General features: G+C 71.6%; 17 protein-coding genes. 8 read left to right on the top strand and 9 right to left on the bottom strand.

All coding sequences use genetic code 11. The features are described 5' to 3' along the window. The first annotated feature begins 84 nt into the window (after nucleotides 1-84). From alr to ung, 4 genes are all read left to right on the top strand, one after another. Nucleotides 85-1,203, top strand: coding sequence for an alanine racemase (gene alr, locus ABZS37_RS05370; protein ID WP_354995072.1), 1,119 nt, complete (start codon nucleotides 85-87; stop codon nucleotides 1,201-1,203). Continuing rightward, nucleotides 1,200-2,303 (top strand): alpha/beta hydrolase, encoded by a 1,104-nt coding sequence (locus ABZS37_RS05365; protein WP_355165753.1) that lies wholly within the window; start codon nucleotides 1,200-1,202, stop codon nucleotides 2,301-2,303. The genes alr and ABZS37_RS05365 overlap by 4 nt, the downstream gene beginning before the upstream one ends. After that, nucleotides 2,300-2,782, top strand: coding sequence for a tRNA (adenosine(37)-N6)-threonylcarbamoyltransferase complex ATPase subunit type 1 TsaE (gene tsaE / locus ABZS37_RS05360; RefSeq protein ID WP_354995074.1), 483 nt, complete (start codon nucleotides 2,300-2,302; stop codon nucleotides 2,780-2,782). Before ABZS37_RS05365 ends, tsaE begins: the two co-directional genes overlap by 4 nt. 71 nt (nucleotides 2,783-2,853) lie before the next feature. After that, the gene (gene ung / locus ABZS37_RS05355) at nucleotides 2,854-3,555 is read left to right on the top strand and encodes a uracil-DNA glycosylase (RefSeq protein WP_355165751.1); all 702 of its coding nucleotides are present in this window, start codon (nucleotides 2,854-2,856) and stop codon (nucleotides 3,553-3,555) included. Between the two features lie 42 nt (nucleotides 3,556-3,597). Here the strand turns inward: ung and ABZS37_RS05350 are convergent, their stop codons facing one another. Next, nucleotides 3,598-4,302 (bottom strand): helix-turn-helix transcriptional regulator, encoded by a 705-nt coding sequence (locus ABZS37_RS05350; protein WP_355165749.1) that lies wholly within the window; start codon nucleotides 4,300-4,302, stop codon nucleotides 3,598-3,600. Nucleotides 4,303-4,588: 286 nt separating this feature from the next. Between ABZS37_RS05350 and tsaB the strand changes: the two genes are divergently transcribed. Genes tsaB through ABZS37_RS05330 form a run of 4 tightly spaced genes read left to right on the top strand, consistent with a single transcriptional unit; the run spans nucleotide 4,589 to nucleotide 7,053 of the window. Continuing rightward, nucleotides 4,589-5,266: a tRNA (adenosine(37)-N6)-threonylcarbamoyltransferase complex dimerization subunit type 1 TsaB gene (gene tsaB / locus ABZS37_RS05345; RefSeq protein ID WP_355165747.1), complete on the top strand. Its 678-nt coding sequence runs from the start codon at nucleotides 4,589-4,591 to the stop codon at nucleotides 5,264-5,266. Further along, the gene (gene rimI / locus ABZS37_RS05340) at nucleotides 5,263-5,745 is read left to right on the top strand and encodes a ribosomal protein S18-alanine N-acetyltransferase (protein WP_355165745.1); all 483 of its coding nucleotides are present in this window, start codon (nucleotides 5,263-5,265) and stop codon (nucleotides 5,743-5,745) included. Before tsaB ends, rimI begins: the two co-directional genes overlap by 4 nt. Further along, nucleotides 5,738-6,784 (top strand): tRNA (adenosine(37)-N6)-threonylcarbamoyltransferase complex transferase subunit TsaD, encoded by a 1,047-nt coding sequence (gene tsaD, locus ABZS37_RS05335; RefSeq protein WP_355165743.1) that lies wholly within the window; start codon nucleotides 5,738-5,740, stop codon nucleotides 6,782-6,784. The genes rimI and tsaD overlap by 8 nt, the downstream gene beginning before the upstream one ends. Nucleotides 6,785-6,798: 14 nt before the next feature. Further along, nucleotides 6,799-7,053, top strand: a complete 255-nt coding sequence (locus tag ABZS37_RS05330) for a hypothetical protein (protein ID WP_039906914.1) — start codon at nucleotides 6,799-6,801, stop codon at nucleotides 7,051-7,053. Between the two features lie 32 nt (nucleotides 7,054-7,085). Here the strand turns inward: ABZS37_RS05330 and ABZS37_RS05325 are convergent, their stop codons facing one another. The 8 genes from ABZS37_RS05325 to ABZS37_RS05290 form a co-directional block, all read right to left on the bottom strand. Continuing rightward, nucleotides 7,086-7,829: a DUF4142 domain-containing protein gene (locus tag ABZS37_RS05325; RefSeq protein ID WP_355165741.1), complete on the bottom strand. Its 744-nt coding sequence runs from the start codon at nucleotides 7,827-7,829 to the stop codon at nucleotides 7,086-7,088. A 125-nt stretch (nucleotides 7,830-7,954) separates the two neighbouring features. Next, nucleotides 7,955-8,251, bottom strand: coding sequence for a DUF1707 domain-containing protein (locus tag ABZS37_RS05320; RefSeq protein ID WP_355165739.1), 297 nt, complete (start codon nucleotides 8,249-8,251; stop codon nucleotides 7,955-7,957). 19 nt (nucleotides 8,252-8,270) lie between these two features. Beyond that, nucleotides 8,271-9,452, bottom strand: a complete 1,182-nt coding sequence (locus tag ABZS37_RS05315; protein ID WP_355165737.1) for an ROK family transcriptional regulator — start codon at nucleotides 9,450-9,452, stop codon at nucleotides 8,271-8,273. 20 nt (nucleotides 9,453-9,472) lie between these two features. Further along, on the bottom strand, nucleotides 9,473-10,735 hold the full coding sequence (locus ABZS37_RS05310) for an ABC transporter permease (RefSeq protein WP_355165735.1): 1,263 nt from the start codon (nucleotides 10,733-10,735) through the stop codon (nucleotides 9,473-9,475). Continuing rightward, complete coding sequence (locus ABZS37_RS05305; protein WP_355165733.1) at nucleotides 10,732-11,550, bottom strand: ATP-binding cassette domain-containing protein; 819 nt, start codon at nucleotides 11,548-11,550, stop codon at nucleotides 10,732-10,734. Before ABZS37_RS05305 ends, ABZS37_RS05310 begins: the two co-directional genes overlap by 4 nt. A 115-nt stretch (nucleotides 11,551-11,665) precedes the next feature. Further along, nucleotides 11,666-12,754 (bottom strand): substrate-binding domain-containing protein, encoded by a 1,089-nt coding sequence (locus tag ABZS37_RS05300; protein WP_355165731.1) that lies wholly within the window; start codon nucleotides 12,752-12,754, stop codon nucleotides 11,666-11,668. 178 nt (nucleotides 12,755-12,932) lie between these two features. Further along, nucleotides 12,933-13,412: a Cys-tRNA(Pro) deacylase gene (gene ybaK / locus ABZS37_RS05295; protein ID WP_354995086.1), complete on the bottom strand. Its 480-nt coding sequence runs from the start codon at nucleotides 13,410-13,412 to the stop codon at nucleotides 12,933-12,935. Between the two features lie 10 nt (nucleotides 13,413-13,422). Beyond that, complete coding sequence (locus ABZS37_RS05290; protein WP_355165729.1) at nucleotides 13,423-14,619, bottom strand: methyltransferase domain-containing protein; 1,197 nt, start codon at nucleotides 14,617-14,619, stop codon at nucleotides 13,423-13,425. Between the last annotated feature and the right edge of the window lie 285 nt (nucleotides 14,620-14,904).

Genomic DNA, 14,904 nt, shown 5'->3' with positions numbered 1-14,904 from the left:
CGATCCCGGGTGCGCTGACCGGATCGCCCGCCGGGGGCGTGCGTCGCCGCCCGCGCTGATCACGGCGGAAAGTAGGCTGGGCGCATGTGGCAGGCCGAGGTACGCGTCGATCTTGACGCGATCCGCGAGAACGTGAGCAGGCTCCGCTCCGGCACCAGCGCCGAGCTGATGGCGGTCGTGAAGGGCGACGGGTACGGCCATGGCATGCTTCCGGCCGCCCGCGCGGCGCTCGACGCCGGGGCGGACTGGCTCGGTGTCTGCACGCTCGACGAAGCACTCACCCTGCGTCGGGCCGGGGTGACCGCGCCGGTGCTGGCCTGGCTGCTCGCGCCCGGGCTGCCGCTGCACGAGGGGGTCAGCGCCGGGGTGGACCTGGGAGCGGCCAGCCTGCCCCAGCTGGACGAGATGATCGAGGCGAGCAGGCTCGCCGAGCGTCCCGCCCGCCTGCACCTGAAGATCGACACTGGGCTGTCCCGGGGTGGGGCGACCGTCGCCGACTGGCCGGCGCTGCTGGACGCCGCCGCGAAGGCGCAGGCGGACGGCCTGGTCGAGGTGGTCGGCGTGTGGAGCCACTTCGTGTACGCGGACATGCCGGGCCACCCCACCACCGACCGTCAGCTGGCTGTCTTTCACGAAGGACTGGCGATGGTCGAGCGGGCAGGGCTGCGACCGCGCTGGCGACACCTCGCCAACTCGGCGGCCACTCTGACCCGCCCCGACACCCACTTCGACCTGGTCCGCCCCGGTCTGGCCATCTACGGTCTCTCCCCGGTTGCCGGTGAGACGTACGGGCTGCGGCCGGCGATGACCGCGCGCGCCCGGGTGATGCTCACCAAGCGGGTGCCCGCCGGCACCGGCGTCTCCTACGGGCACGCCTACACCACGCCGAGCGACGCGAACCTGGCCGTCGTGCCGCTCGGGTACGCCGACGGGGTTCCCCGGCACGCCTCCAACACCGGTCCGGTGCAGCTCGCCGGCGCACGGCGCACGATTTCGGGCCGGGTCTGCATGGACCAGTTCGTGATCGACTGCGGCGACGACCCGGTGGCCGACGGCGACGTGGCGACGCTCTTCGGCAGCGGTGCTGATGGCGAGCCGACGGCCGACGACTGGGCCGAGGCGGTCGGCACGATCAACTACGAGATCGTCACCCGGTTCGGCAGCACGCGTGTGCCTCGGGTCTATGACGGCGAGCGGCCATGAGCTACCGCATTCCACGTCCGCGGACCGCGGTGGGCCGGGTCGCGGGGATCGTCGGCGCCGCGGTCGGAGTGGCCGCGGCGGGCCTGGCGGCCGGCGTCGCGACCGAGCGCACCCTGGTCCGCCGCCTCAAGGCCGACCCAGCCGACCGCTACGCCGACGAGATGTTCGGCGAGCAGCGGTACGACGACGCGTTCCGTCTTGAGCTGCCGGACGGCACGGACATCCACGTCGAGGTGGTCGAGCCGACCCGGCCGGTGCCGGGGCACCCCACGGTGGTGCTGGTGCACGGCTTCTGCCTGGACATGGGGACGTTCCACTTTCAGCGCCAGATGCTCGCCGCGCGGGGTGACTACCGGATCGTGGCGTACGACCAGCCCGGTCACGGTCGGTCCGGCCGGCTGGAGACCGGGGAGTACGACCTCACGGTGCTCGGCCGGACGCTGCGCCAGGTGATCGACCGAACCGCCCCGGACGGGCCGCTGGTGCTGGTCGGCCACTCGATGGGTGGCATGACCATCATGGCGTTCGCCGAGCTGTTTCCGGAGTTGTTCGGTGACCGGGTGGTGGGCACCGTCCTGATGGCCACCTCGGGCGGGCTCATCGCGGAGACCAAGCTGGTCGCGCCCGCGCTGCTCGGGCGGGTCGGCGGCCCGGTGCTGTACATGGTCAGCAACGCCACCCGGTACGGCGGCCCGGTGATCGACAAGGCCCGCAGGTCGACGTCGAACGTGGCCTGGCTGCTGACCCGCAAGTACGGCTTCGGCACCCGTAAGCCCAGCCCGGCACTGGTGTCCTACGTGGAGATGATGAACTCCCGGACGTCGGCCGACACGGTGACCCGCTATCTGCGGACCCTCGCCACACACTCGCGCTTTCCGGCTCTCGCGGCGTTGGCCGCGACGCCGGTGCTGGTGGTGGTCGGCGACAAGGACATGATCACCCCGGTGACCCACTCCGAGGAGATCGTCCGGCGGCTGCCGCACGCGGAGTTCGTCAAGATCAAGGACAGCGGTCACGTGGTGATGCTGGAGCACGCTGACGAGGTCAACGCCGCGTTGGCGCGGTTCCTCAAGACACTCGAAGAGCCGGAGGAACGGTGAGTCACGTCGTCAAGCTGCCGACCGTCGAGGACACTCGGGAGTTCGGTCGCCGCCTGGCTGGGCTGCTGCGAGCAGGCGACCTGGTGCTGTTGACCGGCCCGCTGGGTGCCGGAAAGACGGCGCTCACCCAGGGCGTCGGCGCCGGGCTCGGTGTCCGCGGGGACATCACCTCGCCGACGTTCGTGATCGCCCGGGTGCACCGCCCCGATCCGGCCCGGGGCGGCCGGGTGGCCCTGGTGCACGCCGACGCGTACCGGTTGGGTGACGCCACCGATCCCCGCGCCGAGATCGACGACCTGGACCTCGACGCGTCGGTGGACGAGTCCGTGACCGTGGTGGAGTGGGGCGAGGGCCTGGTGGAGCAGTTGGTTGACGCGCACCTGCGGGTCCGCATCGACCGCCGCGACGACGACACCCGCATCGTCGAGCTGGACCCGATCGGTGGCGACTGGGCCCGGCGGCTCGCCGACCTGGGCTAGGTCGGCGGGCCGCTGTCGTACCCGATGCCTAAAGTGCGGGTGACTAACCCGCGCTGTGTGAGAGGTTCCTGATGCCCGACGACGCCCCCGCCCTGGATCTGCTGGCCCTGCTGCCGGAGCAGTGGCGTGCCGTGCTCACCCCGCACCTGGATGCGGCTCGCACCGCCGCGCTGACCGAATTCGTCGCGCGGGAGTATGCGACGCAGACCGTCTTCCCGCCCCTGGAGGACCTGTTCTCGGCATACCGGCTCTGCCCGCCGCAGGGCACTCGGGTGCTGATCCTCGGTCAGGACCCTTACCACCGGGCTGGGCAGGCGCACGGCCTGAGCTTCAGCGTCCGCGACGGTGTGACGGTGCCGCCGTCGTTGCGCAACGTCTTCAAGGAGTTGGGCGAGGACGTGGGTGTCCCCAAGCCGCGCAGCGGCAACCTCGACGGTTGGGCCGCCCAGGGTGTGCTGCTGCTCAACGCGGTGCTGACCGTCCGTCAGGCCACCCCGGGCTCGCACGCCAACGCCGGCTGGGAGGAGTTCACCGACGCGACCATCCGGGCGCTGGACGCGTCGCCGGACCGGGTGGTCTTCCTGCTCTGGGGTGGCTACGCCCGCAAGAAGGCCGCCCTGGTCACCAACCCGCAGCACGTGGTCCTGGAGGCCGGCCACCCCAGCCCGATGAACCCGCGCGGCTTCCTCGGCAGCCGTCCGTTCAGCGCGGCCAACAAGGCGCTCGCCGATGCCGGCCTGCCCACCATCGACTGGGAGCGCACGGCTGGCTGAGCGTGCGGTCGGGGTTCTACAGCTCGCGCGGCCGGCACTGGTTCAGCCTCCGCTGGCCAGCTGTCGGTCCCGATAGCGGCGCAACAGCTCGCCGGCGCGGGGCTCGGTCAGCTCCAGCTCGACCAGCGGCACCACCCGGTAACCCCGCCCACCGTGACGCACCTCGATCGTCTCGGGCAGGTCGTCGCACATCGTTGCCCTGACCTCGCCGTACCGGGTCGACCAACGGTGCTCGCCCGGCTCCTCGGGCTCCAACCACACCCCGCCGAACTCACCCCAGCGGGCGTTCCACCGCTGGCCGTACGCCGCCTCCAGCCAGCGGGTGAACCGTTTGGAATCCTGCCACCGCAGGGCAATCTCCAGTGCCTCGACCGGCACCGGCGCGCCCTGCAACAATGCGGCCGTACTCCCGGTGATCACCTGGGGGAAGTCGCCGAGCCGGTCCAGCATCCCGTTCAGACCCAGCTCGTCGACCCGCTCGGCGATCGGCCGGGCGGCCAGGTCGTCGATCCGGGCGTCGAGGTGCGCGTCCAGGGGCTCGACCCCGACGACCAACTGGACATCCATGGCGGCGAGCAATCGCTCCAACACCGGGATGCTCGGCGCACGCTCGCCACGCTCGATCCGTGTGACGGCCGCCTGGCTGACCCCTGCCAACTCGGCCAGCTCGCATTGGGTCAGCTGGCGCAGGTGCCGTTGCTGTCGGACAGCGGTGCCGAGCAAGGTGACGAGGCGCGCGGTTGGCATGTCGCGATGGTGGACCAGGCCGCCTGTGGCGGATAGCGCTGAGGCGGATTCACGACTTGCCAGCGCTCTTCCGAGATCACCAGGGCGGGTGGCGTGCGTTCGGCGGCTGGGCGGCCGTTCCCTGATGAGCGCTATACCTGTGAGTCATATCTATGACTCACAGGTATAGCGCTCATTGCAGGATGTTGCGTTCGGCCGGGACGTCCCGCCCGCGGGGCGTGACCGGGGTTGCGGTGGGGCGGGGCGTGACCGGGCGGTCGCGGCGGGGCGGCTAGGCTGGCTTACCGTGCTCGTACTCGTGGTGGACAGCTCGACTCCCGCGGTGACCGCAGCGCTGGTGGAGGTCTCGGCGGACGGCGTGGTGTCCCGGGCGCACCGGTGCACGGTCGACGCGCGCGCACACGGCGAACTGCTCGCGCCCCAGGTGGATGCGGTCCTCGCCGATGCCGACGCGCGCCCGCGTGACCTGACCGCCATCGTCGCCGGGCTCGGCCCGGGGCCGTTCACCGGGCTGCGGGTCGGCCTGGTCACCGCCGCGACGATGGGTCAGGTGCTCGGCATCCCCACGTACGGTGTCTGCTCGCTGGACGCCATCGGCTACCCGGCGGCGTCCGGCGAGCCGTTGTTGGCCGCCAGCGACGCCCGGCGCAAGGAGCTCTACTGGGCTGTCTACGACGGCGCCGGTCAGCGGATCGTCGGGCCGGAGGTGTCCACGCCGGCGGTGGCCGCCGCACGCGCCCGGGAGTTGGGCGCGACGATCGCGGTCGGCGACGGGGCGCACCGGTACGCCGAGATCCTGGACCTGCCCGTTCGGGTCGAGCCCCGCTACCCGGACGCCACCGTGCTGGCGCTGCTCGCCGCCGAGCGGATCCGGGCTGGCGCGCCCGGTGAGCGGCTCACCCCGCTCTACCTGCGCCGCCCGGACGCGGTGGTGGCGACCGTCCGCAAACCGGTCCTGCCATGACGGCGGTACGGCTCGACCCGTTCCGCTGGTGGCACATCGACGACGTGCTGCCGATCGAGGCGGATCTCTTCGGCGCCGAACAGTGGTCGCCGGGCATGTTCTGGAGCGAGTTGGCCAACGGGCACCACTACCGGGTCGCCGTCGACGCGGACGGTTCGGTGCTCGGCTACGCCGGGCTCGCCGGGGTTCCGCCGGACGAGGTGTGGGTGCAGAACATCGCTGTCCGCCGGGACGCCCAGCGGCGCGGCGTAGGCCGTGCCCTGCTGGAGGATCTGCTCGCCGAGGCGGCCCGGCGCGACACCCGCAGCACCATGCTGGAAGTCGCCGTGGACAACGTCGCCGCCCAGCGGCTCTACGCAACCCACGGGTTCGAGCCGATCGCGGTGCGGCGCGGCTACTACCAACCGAGCAACACCGACGCGCTGGTCATGCGGCGCGACGCCGAGCCGACCGGGGACGGACCACACGACCATGGCTGACGAACCGCTGATCCTGGGTATCGAGACCTCCTGCGACGAGACCGGCGTCGGCATCGTGCGGGGGCACACCCTGCTGGCCGACGCGCTCGCCTCCAGCGTCGAGGAGCACGCCCGGTTCGGGGGTGTGGTGCCCGAGGTGGCCAGCCGGGCACACCTGGAGGCCATCGTGCCGACCATGGACCGGGCACTGACCGAGGCTGGCGTCACCCTGGCCGACATCGACGCGATCGCGGTCACCGCCGGCCCCGGGTTGGCCGGCGCGCTGCTCGTCGGCGTCGCCGCCGCCAAGGGGTACGCGCTCGCCGCCGAAAAGCCGGTGTACGGCGTCAACCACCTCGCCGCCCACGTCGCGGTGGACACCCTGGAGCATGGCCCCCTGCCCGAACCCGCCATCGCGCTCCTGGTGTCCGGCGGCCACTCGTCCCTCCTGCTCATCGATGACCTGGCCCGGGGCGTCACCCCGCTCGGCGCCACCATCGACGACGCGGCCGGCGAGGCGTTCGACAAGGTCGCCCGGCTGCTCGGGCTGCCCTTTCCGGGCGGCCCGCCCATCGACCGGGAGGCCCGGGCCGGCGACGCCGCCGCGATCGCCTTCCCACGCGGTCTGACCGCCGCGAAGGACCTCGCCGCCCACCGGTACGACTTCTCGTTCTCCGGCCTCAAGACGGCGGTGGCCCGCTGGGTAGAGGCGCGTGAGCGTGCCGGCGAGCCAGTGCCGGTCGCCGACGTGGCCGCGTCCTTCCAGGAGGCGGTCTGTGACGTGCTGACCACCAAGGCGCTCGCCGCCTGCCGCGCGAACGGGATCGAGACCCTGGTGATCGGAGGCGGAGTGGCGGCGAACTCACGACTGCGGGTGCTGGCCGAGCAGCGGGCCCAGAAGTTCGGCATCCAGGTCCGGGTGCCCCGGCCGAAGTTGTGCACCGACAACGGGGCGATGGTGGCCGCGCTCGGTTCGCACCTGGTCGCCGCGGGGGTCGCGCCGAGCCGGCTGGACCTGCCCGCCGATTCCGCGCTGCCGTTGACCACGGTCAGCGTGTGACGGGAGCGGAGGACATGATCGTACGGATGTGGGAGGCGCGCGCCGAGGCGTACGGCGTTGCCGACCTGATCACCTGGGTGTGCGACACCGCCCTGCCCGAGTTGGAGCACGACCCGCTGCACGTCTCCAGCGAGGTCTTCTCCTCCACCGACCACCGCGTGGTGGTCATCTCCAAGTGGCGCAGCAGCCCCCGACCGCTGCCAGACCCGCCCGCCCTGCTGGTGGCCCGCGCCCCGCACTCCTGGGACTTCACCCAGGTCGACCGCTGACGCGAGCCACCATCCAGGCCACCGCCGATGGTTCAGCTGCGGCGCAACATCCGGTAGGTGGCGATTCCGCCCGTGCCCAGGGCGGCGAGGAAGACCAGCCAGACGACGGTACTGCTGACTCCGGGCTGCGGGCCGGCGTTCGCCCCGGCGGCTGCCAGCAGTCCATCCTTGCCGGGGGCGGGCAGCGCGGCCGGCGGCAGTTCCGGCCAGCGGACCAGACCGGTGCTCTCCAGCATCTGCATGTGGTGCATCACGAAGCCGTTGGCGTCGTCGCAGAGCTTGCGGACGGTGGCGTCCCGGGTGCTGGCCCGTACCGCCCCGATCACCGGGAAGATCTTGCCGTGGGCGACCCGGAGCCGGGTGACGAAGATTTGGTCGAACCGGGCGCCGGAGGCGTTCTGCATCTCCGTCAGCCAGCCCTTCTGCTCGGCGGTCGGCTCACTGGGGATGCTCGCGCCCAACTTGTTGGCCGCGTCGACAACCAGCTGATCGAGACGCTGGTGCTCGTTGGCGATGCCGGCGCCGATCTCCCGGACCTTTGCCGACTGTCCCTTCTCGGCGGCCATCTGACCGGCTGGCATCTCCCACAGCCCGGCCAGCCGTACCCCGTTGAGCAGCGTCATGTCGGCGGCGTTGAGCTGCTGGCCACCACCGGCGGGCGCGGCGACGGCTACGCCGGGCAGGACACCGACCCCCGCGATGATCGCGATGAGCAGCATCGCCGCTCGATGGGGCCGGGTGCCCAGTCGGCGATGGGCGGATCTGAGCGGTGCCATGTCTGTGGTGCCTCCTCGGTCCGGACCGGAACGCGTCTGGACCGGGCAGCCGTACCCTGCCGGTTGCCCGTCCGCCCACTGGTACGGACTGATCGCGCGATCAGTTCATCGGAGGGCGACGTGGATCAGCGGGTGACGGCGATGAAGCCGCCGAGCAGCAGCAGGGTGAGCGCGGCGACGGCGAAGAGCACCAGCAACTCCCGAGGCCCGTGCCCGACGGGGTCGCCGTTGACGGCCACGTCGGGCAGGGCTGGCAGGTCGCGGGTCAGCGCGGCCAGGTCACCGAGGGTGCGCGCCGTCCACACCGCACCGGCCCGGTCGGAAAACTCGTCCAGCGTCAGCCGGCCCGCCGCGGTGTGCCGGTGCAGCTCGGCGACCACCCGGTTGCGGTCGTCGTCGGAGGCGCGCAGCTCGACATCCACGCCGGACAGGGTACGCGGATCAGCCCACGTCGAGGGGGTCGGCGAGGAGCCGTTCGAAGGCCAACTCGGATGCCCCGATCAGGCAGGCGTCCTCGCCCAACTTCGGTGTACGCAGCCGGACGTGCTCCAGGCAGGCGCCGAGCGCGTTGGAGTTGAGCCGGCTGCGAATCTGGGCCGCCGCGGCGAGGTAGAGGTCGCGCATGGTGCCGCCGAAGATGACCATCTCGGGGTTGAAGACGTTCACCAGGTTGGCCACGCCGAAGCCGAGCCAGTCCCCGGCCTGGCGGACGGCCGTCTGGGCCCGGGCGTCACCCCGGTCGGCGGCATCGAAGACGGCCAGCAGCGCATCGCGGCCCCGGGCGTCGGAGCGTCCGGCAGCGCGGAGGAGACCCTGCTCGCCGATCTCGGTCTCCCAGCAGCCCCGGGAGCCACACTCACAGGGCCTGCCGTCGCGGACCACCTTCATGTGGCCGACCTCGCCGCCGTACCCACCGTGCCCGGTCAGCCGGCGTCCACCGGCGATGATGCCGGCACCCACGCCGACGTCCCCGTACAGGTAGATGACGTTGTCGCAGCCGGCCGCCACGCCCCGTACGTGCTCGGCGAACGCGGCCACGTCGGCAACGTTGCCCACCGTGATCGGCACGTCGATGCCCAGTTCGGCGCCGAGTGCCGCGCCGATCGGCTCGTCCACCCAGCCGGTGGTCGGGCCGAGCCGGACCAGGCCGTCGTCGCGACGGACCATGCCGCAGACCGCGACGCCGGCACCGACACAGATCGCGTCGGCCGGCACCACCTGCTGCATCTCCTTGACCGCGCCGGCCAACAGCGGTGCGGCCTCCGCCGCCAGCAGGCCACGCGGTCGGTCCAGATCACGGCGGTCCAGGACCGCGCCACCCAACCCGATCCGGGCGGCACGCAACCGGTCCACCTCCACCGAGTACGCGTACGCGTAGACCCGGCTCGATTCGGGCCGGACGACCAGTGACGGTCGCCCGGCCCGGCCGGTCTCCTTCGGCGCGCCCTCGCTGACCAACCCCACCGCGACCAGGTCGGCGGTGAGCGCGCCGATGGTGCTGCGGTTGAGGCCCAGCGTGGTGGTCAGTTCGGCGCGCGTGGTCGCTCCGTGGACGTGCACGTGCCTCAGCAGGGCGCCGAGGTTCTGCCGTCGGACGTGGTCCTGGCTTGGTCCTGGGCGCATCGTGGTGCCACCTCCCGCGGTCAGCGGGTGCCGGTGGCTGCCGCGCGGCGCCGGGAGAGAGCGTCGACGCTGGCGGCGAGCAGCAGCACGACGCCGGTGACCACGTACTTGACTCCAGCGCTGTACCCCATCAGGCCCATTCCATTTTCGATGACCGCGACCACCGCGCCGCCGAGGATGGCGTCGAGGACGCGGCCCTTGCCGCCGAAGAGGCTCGTGCCGCCGATGACTGCCGCGCCGACCGCGTAGAGCAGTACGTTACTGCCCCCCGTGTTCGGGTCGACCGAGTTGGCCCGGCTGGCCGCCACGATGCCCCCGACGGCGGCCATCGACGAGCAGATCATGAAGACCGAGATCCGGATCCGATCGACCCCGATGCCGGCCCGGCGGGCCGCTTCCCGGTTGCCGCCCACGGCGTAGATGTGCCGGCCGTAGCTGGTGCGTTGGAGCACGAAGGTCCACACGATCAGGAGCACCGCGATGATTGGCACCACGATCGGCACGCCCTTGAGGGAGCTGATCAGGACGTTGCGGCTGCGTTCGAGGTTGAGGACGTACACCGCGGTGCCGAGGATGATGGCGAGCCCGCCGATCCGCAGCGCCACCACCGCGAGCGGGTCGGTGATCAGACCGCGGGCCACCCGGTTGCGGTGGCGCAGCAGCTGCACCGCCGCGTAGCCGATGACCGCGAGGGCGGCCAGCGCCCAGCCCAGCGTGGGGGCGAGGTTGCGGTTGGCGATGGCGACCAGCACCTCGTCGCGGACGGAGATGTTGGTGCCATCCTTGACGAGCATCAGCACGACGCCCTGGAAGGCGAGGAAGCCGGCGAGGGTGACCACGAAGGACGGGATGCCGATCTTCGCGACCAGCAACCCGAGCGTGGTGCCGATGACCACACCGGTGGCGACCGCGGCGAGCACGGCGACCCACCAGGGGTAGCCGAGCACGGTGACCACATTGGCCAGCACCGCCGCGCAGACGCCGCTGGCGAAGCCGGCGGAGAGGTCGATCTCGCCGAGCAGCAGCACGAAGACCAGGCCCATCGCGATCAGCGTGACCGCCGCGCCCTGGGTGAAGAGGTTGGCGAAGTTCCCGGCCGACAGGAACGACGACGGCCGCATGATCGCGAAGACGGTGCAGAGCACGATCAGGCCGAGTACGGCTGGTAGCGCGCCGACGTCACCACCGCGTACGCGACTCAGGTAGTTGCGGACGTGGCCTCCGACGGTCGGCGCCGGTGTGACGGCCCCCGGGCCGTCCTTCCGTACCGCGGTGGTGGTCATCGGACGCCTCCTGAGATCGAGTCGGCCGGCTGCGGGCCGTCGCCGTTGCTGCCCGGGTCGGTGGCGAGGCCGAGCCCGCCCGAGCGCCCAGCGGTGATCAGCTCGACCACCTGGGCGTGGGTGATGTCGGTGGTCTTCACCTGGGCGACCATCTGGCCGAGGTACAGCGCGGCGATCCGGTCGGAGACGGCGAAGACGTCGTTCATGTTGTGCGAGATGAGCACCACGGCAAGGCCGTTGTCGGCGAGGCGGCGGACCAGTTCGAGCACCTGGGCGGTCTGTGCCACGCCGAGCGCCGCGGTCGGCTCGTCCAGGATGACCAGCTTGCTGTTCCAGAGCACCGCCTTGGCGATGGCCACGGTCTGACGCTGGCCGCCGGAGAGGCTGGACACGTGCTGGCGGAGTGAGGTGACGGTGCGGATGGAGAGCCCCGCCAGGGTCTCGGCAGCGAGCTGTTCCATGGTCGGCTCGTCCAGGACGATGCCGCTGCGCCTCTCCCGGCCGAGGAACATGTTCTGCACGATGTCCAGGTTGTCGCAGAGCGCGAGATCCTGATAGACGACCTCGATGCCGAGCGAGGCTGCGTCGCGAGGGCTGCCGATGTGCACCGGTTCACCGTTGAACAGGAACTCTCCGGCGTCTGTGGGGTGGATGCCGCTGATGCACTTCACCAGGGTCGACTTGCCGGCGCCGTTGTCGCCGACCAGTGCGGTCACTTCGCCCGGGTGGACGGTCAGGGCGACGTCGCGGAGCACCTGGACGGGACCGAAGCTCTTGTCGATCCCGCGGAGTTCCAGCAGGGGGGTCGCGGACACGGGGGTCTCCTTCTTAAGGGAGGGTCGGGGCCCGTCCGGCGGGCGCCGCCCGGCACGGGAGGGGTGCTCCCGTGCCGGGCGGCGATGGTCGTCCCGGCGGGTACTGCGGCGTCGGTCAGCTGATGCCGGCGTCGGCGCAGAGCTTGGCGTACGCCCCGGCGCAGACCTCTTCCTTGGTGACGTAGCCGTCGGCGATGACGTCCTTGACGTTCTCCTTGTAGATGGCCTTCGGGGTGAGCAGCACCGAGGGGACGTCGCGGTCACCGTCCTTCACCGACTGGCCGGTGTCCTTCTTCTCACCCTTGGCGAGCGCGATGGCCAGGTCGGAAGCGGCCTTGGCCTCTTCCCGAACCGCCTTGTAGACGGTCATGCACTGGTCGCCGGCGAGGATGTTCTGCAGACCCTCGGTGCTGGCGTCCTGCCCGGTCACCGGAACCTTGCCGTTGAGCTTGTTCTTCTTCAGCACCGAGATGGCGGCGTTGCCGAGACCGTCGTTGGCGGCCAGCACACCGTCGATCTTGCCGTTGGCCGTGGTGAGCTGCTGCTCGAAGATCGTCGTGGCCTGCGCGTTGTCCCACGCCGGCACCGCGTCGTCGGGGCCCTTGACGTACTCCTTGGAGTCGAACTTCGGCTTGAGCACCGAGTCGTAGCCGGCCTTGAACAGGGTGGCGTTGTTGTCGGTGGGGGAGCCGTTCAGGTACGCGACGACCGGGTTCTTGGCACCCTGGTCGGTCAGGCACTTCGCCAGACCCTCGCCCTGGAGCTTGCCGACGGTCTCGTTGTCGAAGCTGACGTAGTACTGGGCGGAGCCGCCGAGGGTGAGCCGGTCGTAGTCGATGGTGGCGACGCCCTGCGACTTGGCCTTGTCGAGCACGGCCTTGCCGGTGCCGGAGTCCAGGTTGACGATCATCAGGGCGGTGACGCCGCTGGTGATCATCTGGTCGGCGATGGTCTGGAAGGCGGTCTTGTCGTTCTGGGCGTTCTGAATGTCGTACTGAACGCCGGCGGCCTTGAACGCCTCTTCCAGGAACCGACGGTCCGCGGTCTCCCAGCGGGCGGAGGACTTGCTGTCCGGGAGGATCACGCCGATCTTGGGGGTCTTGGCGGAGTCGGCCGTGCCGGAGTCGGAGTCGCTGCCACAGGCGGTCAAGCCGCCGGTCGTGAGCAGGCCCACGGCGGCGATGGTGAGGATCCCCTTACGCATGTGCAGGGTCCTTTCGGGGGTGGGGGAGGTGTTGTTTTGTTGTGTCCGGCAACGTATTGCGCACCGTCGTGAGTCCACAAGGCTGCGCAGGTGTCAAGTTCGTTGGGAGCGATAACAATTCAGCAACGCGACTGTTACTCCCTGGCTACCCAGGAGGAGTCGACCGTAATGAAAGCCCTCAGCGGGTCTGCAACGGCGCGGTGCGGGCGTCGGTCAGCGCCACCAGATCCGCCGCGGCCAGTTCGAGTTGCAGGCCGCGCCGACCGGCCGAGACGTAGATCGTCGGGAGGGTCAACGCGGAGTCGTCCAGCACGGTGGGCAGCCGCCGACGCTGCCCCAGCGGGCTGATCCCACCGCGTACGTAGCCGGTGGCGCGCTCGGCGACCGCACGGTCGGCCAGCACCGCCCGCTTGCCACCGACCGCAGCCGCGAGTGCCTTGAGATCCAGCTCGCCGGTGACCGGGACGACCGCCACGGTGAGCGCGCCGTCGACCTCGGTCACCAGCGACTTGAACACGCGCTCCGGTGCCACGCCGAGCGCGACCGCCACCAACGCGCCGTAGTTCGGGGCGTCCGGCGCCACCCGGTACGGATGGGTGCGATGCGCGACTCCGCGCTTGACCACCAGTGCCGTTGCCGGAGTGCCCTGTCCTGCCACGCCACCGACGCTAGTCGACCGGCCGGCCGACGAGCACCGTCGGTGCGCCGCCAACCCGGGTGAGCACCAGGCTCGCCGCCGCGTCGCCAGCCAACCGCAGATCCCGCCGAAGCTGCTCCGGGGTGAGCGCGGAACCGCGCTTGAGGATCTCCACCCGGCCCACCTGACGGTCCCGCAGCAGCGCCCGCAGGCGCTTGAGCGAGAACGGCAGCACGTCGGTGATCTCCAGGCAGCGCGCGTACGGAGTGCGGGTCGGGTGGTCGGCGTAGAGGTAGGCGATGCTCGGATCGCCGAGGGTGGCGTCCAGTTCGTCGGCCAGTTCGGCGACGAGGTGCGCGCGGACCACCGCCGGGTCCGGGTCGTACAGGTAGCGGCGCGGCGGCCCGACCGGCGCTTCGTTGGCGCCCGAGCCGATGAGCTGGTGGCAGTGGGCCTCGACGCCCTCCTGTCGGTAGAGCGTGGCGCGGCGGGGCACCTCCGCCAGCTCGCCGCACCAGAGCGCGGCCTCGACCAGGTCGCCGTCCACGCCAACCCACTCCGCCTCCGCGCCGGCCGGGATGAGCGCGTGGTCCAGGCCCGGTGCCACCTTCACCACGGTGCGCGGCACCCGCTCGGCCAGCCCGGTGACGAAATCCCACGGTGGCGAGTAGGCACGCGGGTCGAAGATCCGTCGCCCGGTGCCGGTCGTGCGTCGGGCCGGGTCGCAGAAGACCCCGTCGACCCGGGACACGTCGAACGCGGTGGCATCTCCGCACTCGACCGTGAACAACTCGGCCAGCCCGGCCGCCGCGGCGTTGGCGGCGGCCATCGCGGCGGTCACCGGGTCGGCCTCCACCCCGTACACCCGGATGCCGGCGCGGGCGGCGGCCAGCGCGTCGGCGCCGAGGCCACAGCCGAGGTCGGCCAGGGTGCGCACGCCGGCCGCGTACAGCCGGGCGGCCCGACGGTCGGCGACCACCCGACGGGTGGCCTGCTCCAGGCCTGGGCGGGTGAGGAACATCCCAGCGGCGGTCGGGCCGAACTTGCCGACCGCCCGGCGGCGCAGCTCGGCCTGGGTGAGCGCCGCCGCGGCCAGCGTCGGCGGCACCCCGGCCGCGCGCAGCGCCGACGCCGCGGCCAACGGATCACCGCCGGCCAGCCCGGCCGCCGCCGTGAGCGCGGCCGACCCCTCGGGGGTACGCAGCGCCGCCAGCTGATCGAGATCCACCCGGCCATTGTCCCGGCCCGGCCGGGCTGCCCGGACGGTGGTGTCAGTCGGTGGGCGTGGCGGCTGTTGCGGTGACGACTGGCGGAACTGTGGCGACACGGAGGACGGCGCGCTGGCACTCTCCTTGACGGAGTGCTAGCCACGGAATAACCTGCGATTAGCACTCTCACCCTGAGGGTGCCAGCTTCCGGGTCTCGCGACCCGGGTGCGCACGCCAGGCGGACCGGCACCCGCGACGACGGCCCCGCCCGGTGGCATGAGGCAATTGACGCTGGTCGGCCCCGC

The sequence above is a fragment of the Micromonospora sp. NPDC005413 genome (genome assembly GCF_040606435.1).
In the GTDB taxonomy this organism is placed as follows: domain Bacteria; phylum Actinomycetota; class Actinomycetes; order Mycobacteriales; family Micromonosporaceae; genus Micromonospora.
This window is presented reverse-complemented; position numbering and strand designations above follow the sequence as displayed.

What these genes read in the sequence shown, in the direction of transcription:
- ABZS37_RS05330 (WP_039906914.1), top strand. Translation starts at nt 6,799, where the DNA reads ATGATCGTACGGATGTGGGAGGCGCGCGCCGAGGCGTACGGCGTTGCC.
- ABZS37_RS05350 (WP_355165749.1), bottom strand. Translation starts at nt 4,302, where the DNA reads ATGCCAACCGCGCGCCTCGTCACCTTGCTCGGCACCGCTGTCCGACAG.
- alr (WP_354995072.1), top strand. Translation starts at nt 85, where the DNA reads ATGTGGCAGGCCGAGGTACGCGTCGATCTTGACGCGATCCGCGAGAAC.
- rimI (WP_355165745.1), top strand. Translation starts at nt 5,263, where the DNA reads ATGACGGCGGTACGGCTCGACCCGTTCCGCTGGTGGCACATCGACGAC.
- ABZS37_RS05310 (WP_355165735.1), bottom strand. Translation starts at nt 10,735, where the DNA reads ATGACCACCACCGCGGTACGGAAGGACGGCCCGGGGGCCGTCACACCG.
- ABZS37_RS05325 (WP_355165741.1), bottom strand. Translation starts at nt 7,829, where the DNA reads ATGGCACCGCTCAGATCCGCCCATCGCCGACTGGGCACCCGGCCCCAT.
- ABZS37_RS05300 (WP_355165731.1), bottom strand. Translation starts at nt 12,754, where the DNA reads ATGCGTAAGGGGATCCTCACCATCGCCGCCGTGGGCCTGCTCACGACC.
- ABZS37_RS05365 (WP_355165753.1), top strand. Translation starts at nt 1,200, where the DNA reads ATGAGCTACCGCATTCCACGTCCGCGGACCGCGGTGGGCCGGGTCGCG.
- ung (WP_355165751.1), top strand. Translation starts at nt 2,854, where the DNA reads ATGCCCGACGACGCCCCCGCCCTGGATCTGCTGGCCCTGCTGCCGGAG.
- tsaD (WP_355165743.1), top strand. Translation starts at nt 5,738, where the DNA reads ATGGCTGACGAACCGCTGATCCTGGGTATCGAGACCTCCTGCGACGAG.
- ABZS37_RS05315 (WP_355165737.1), bottom strand. Translation starts at nt 9,452, where the DNA reads ATGCGCCCAGGACCAAGCCAGGACCACGTCCGACGGCAGAACCTCGGC.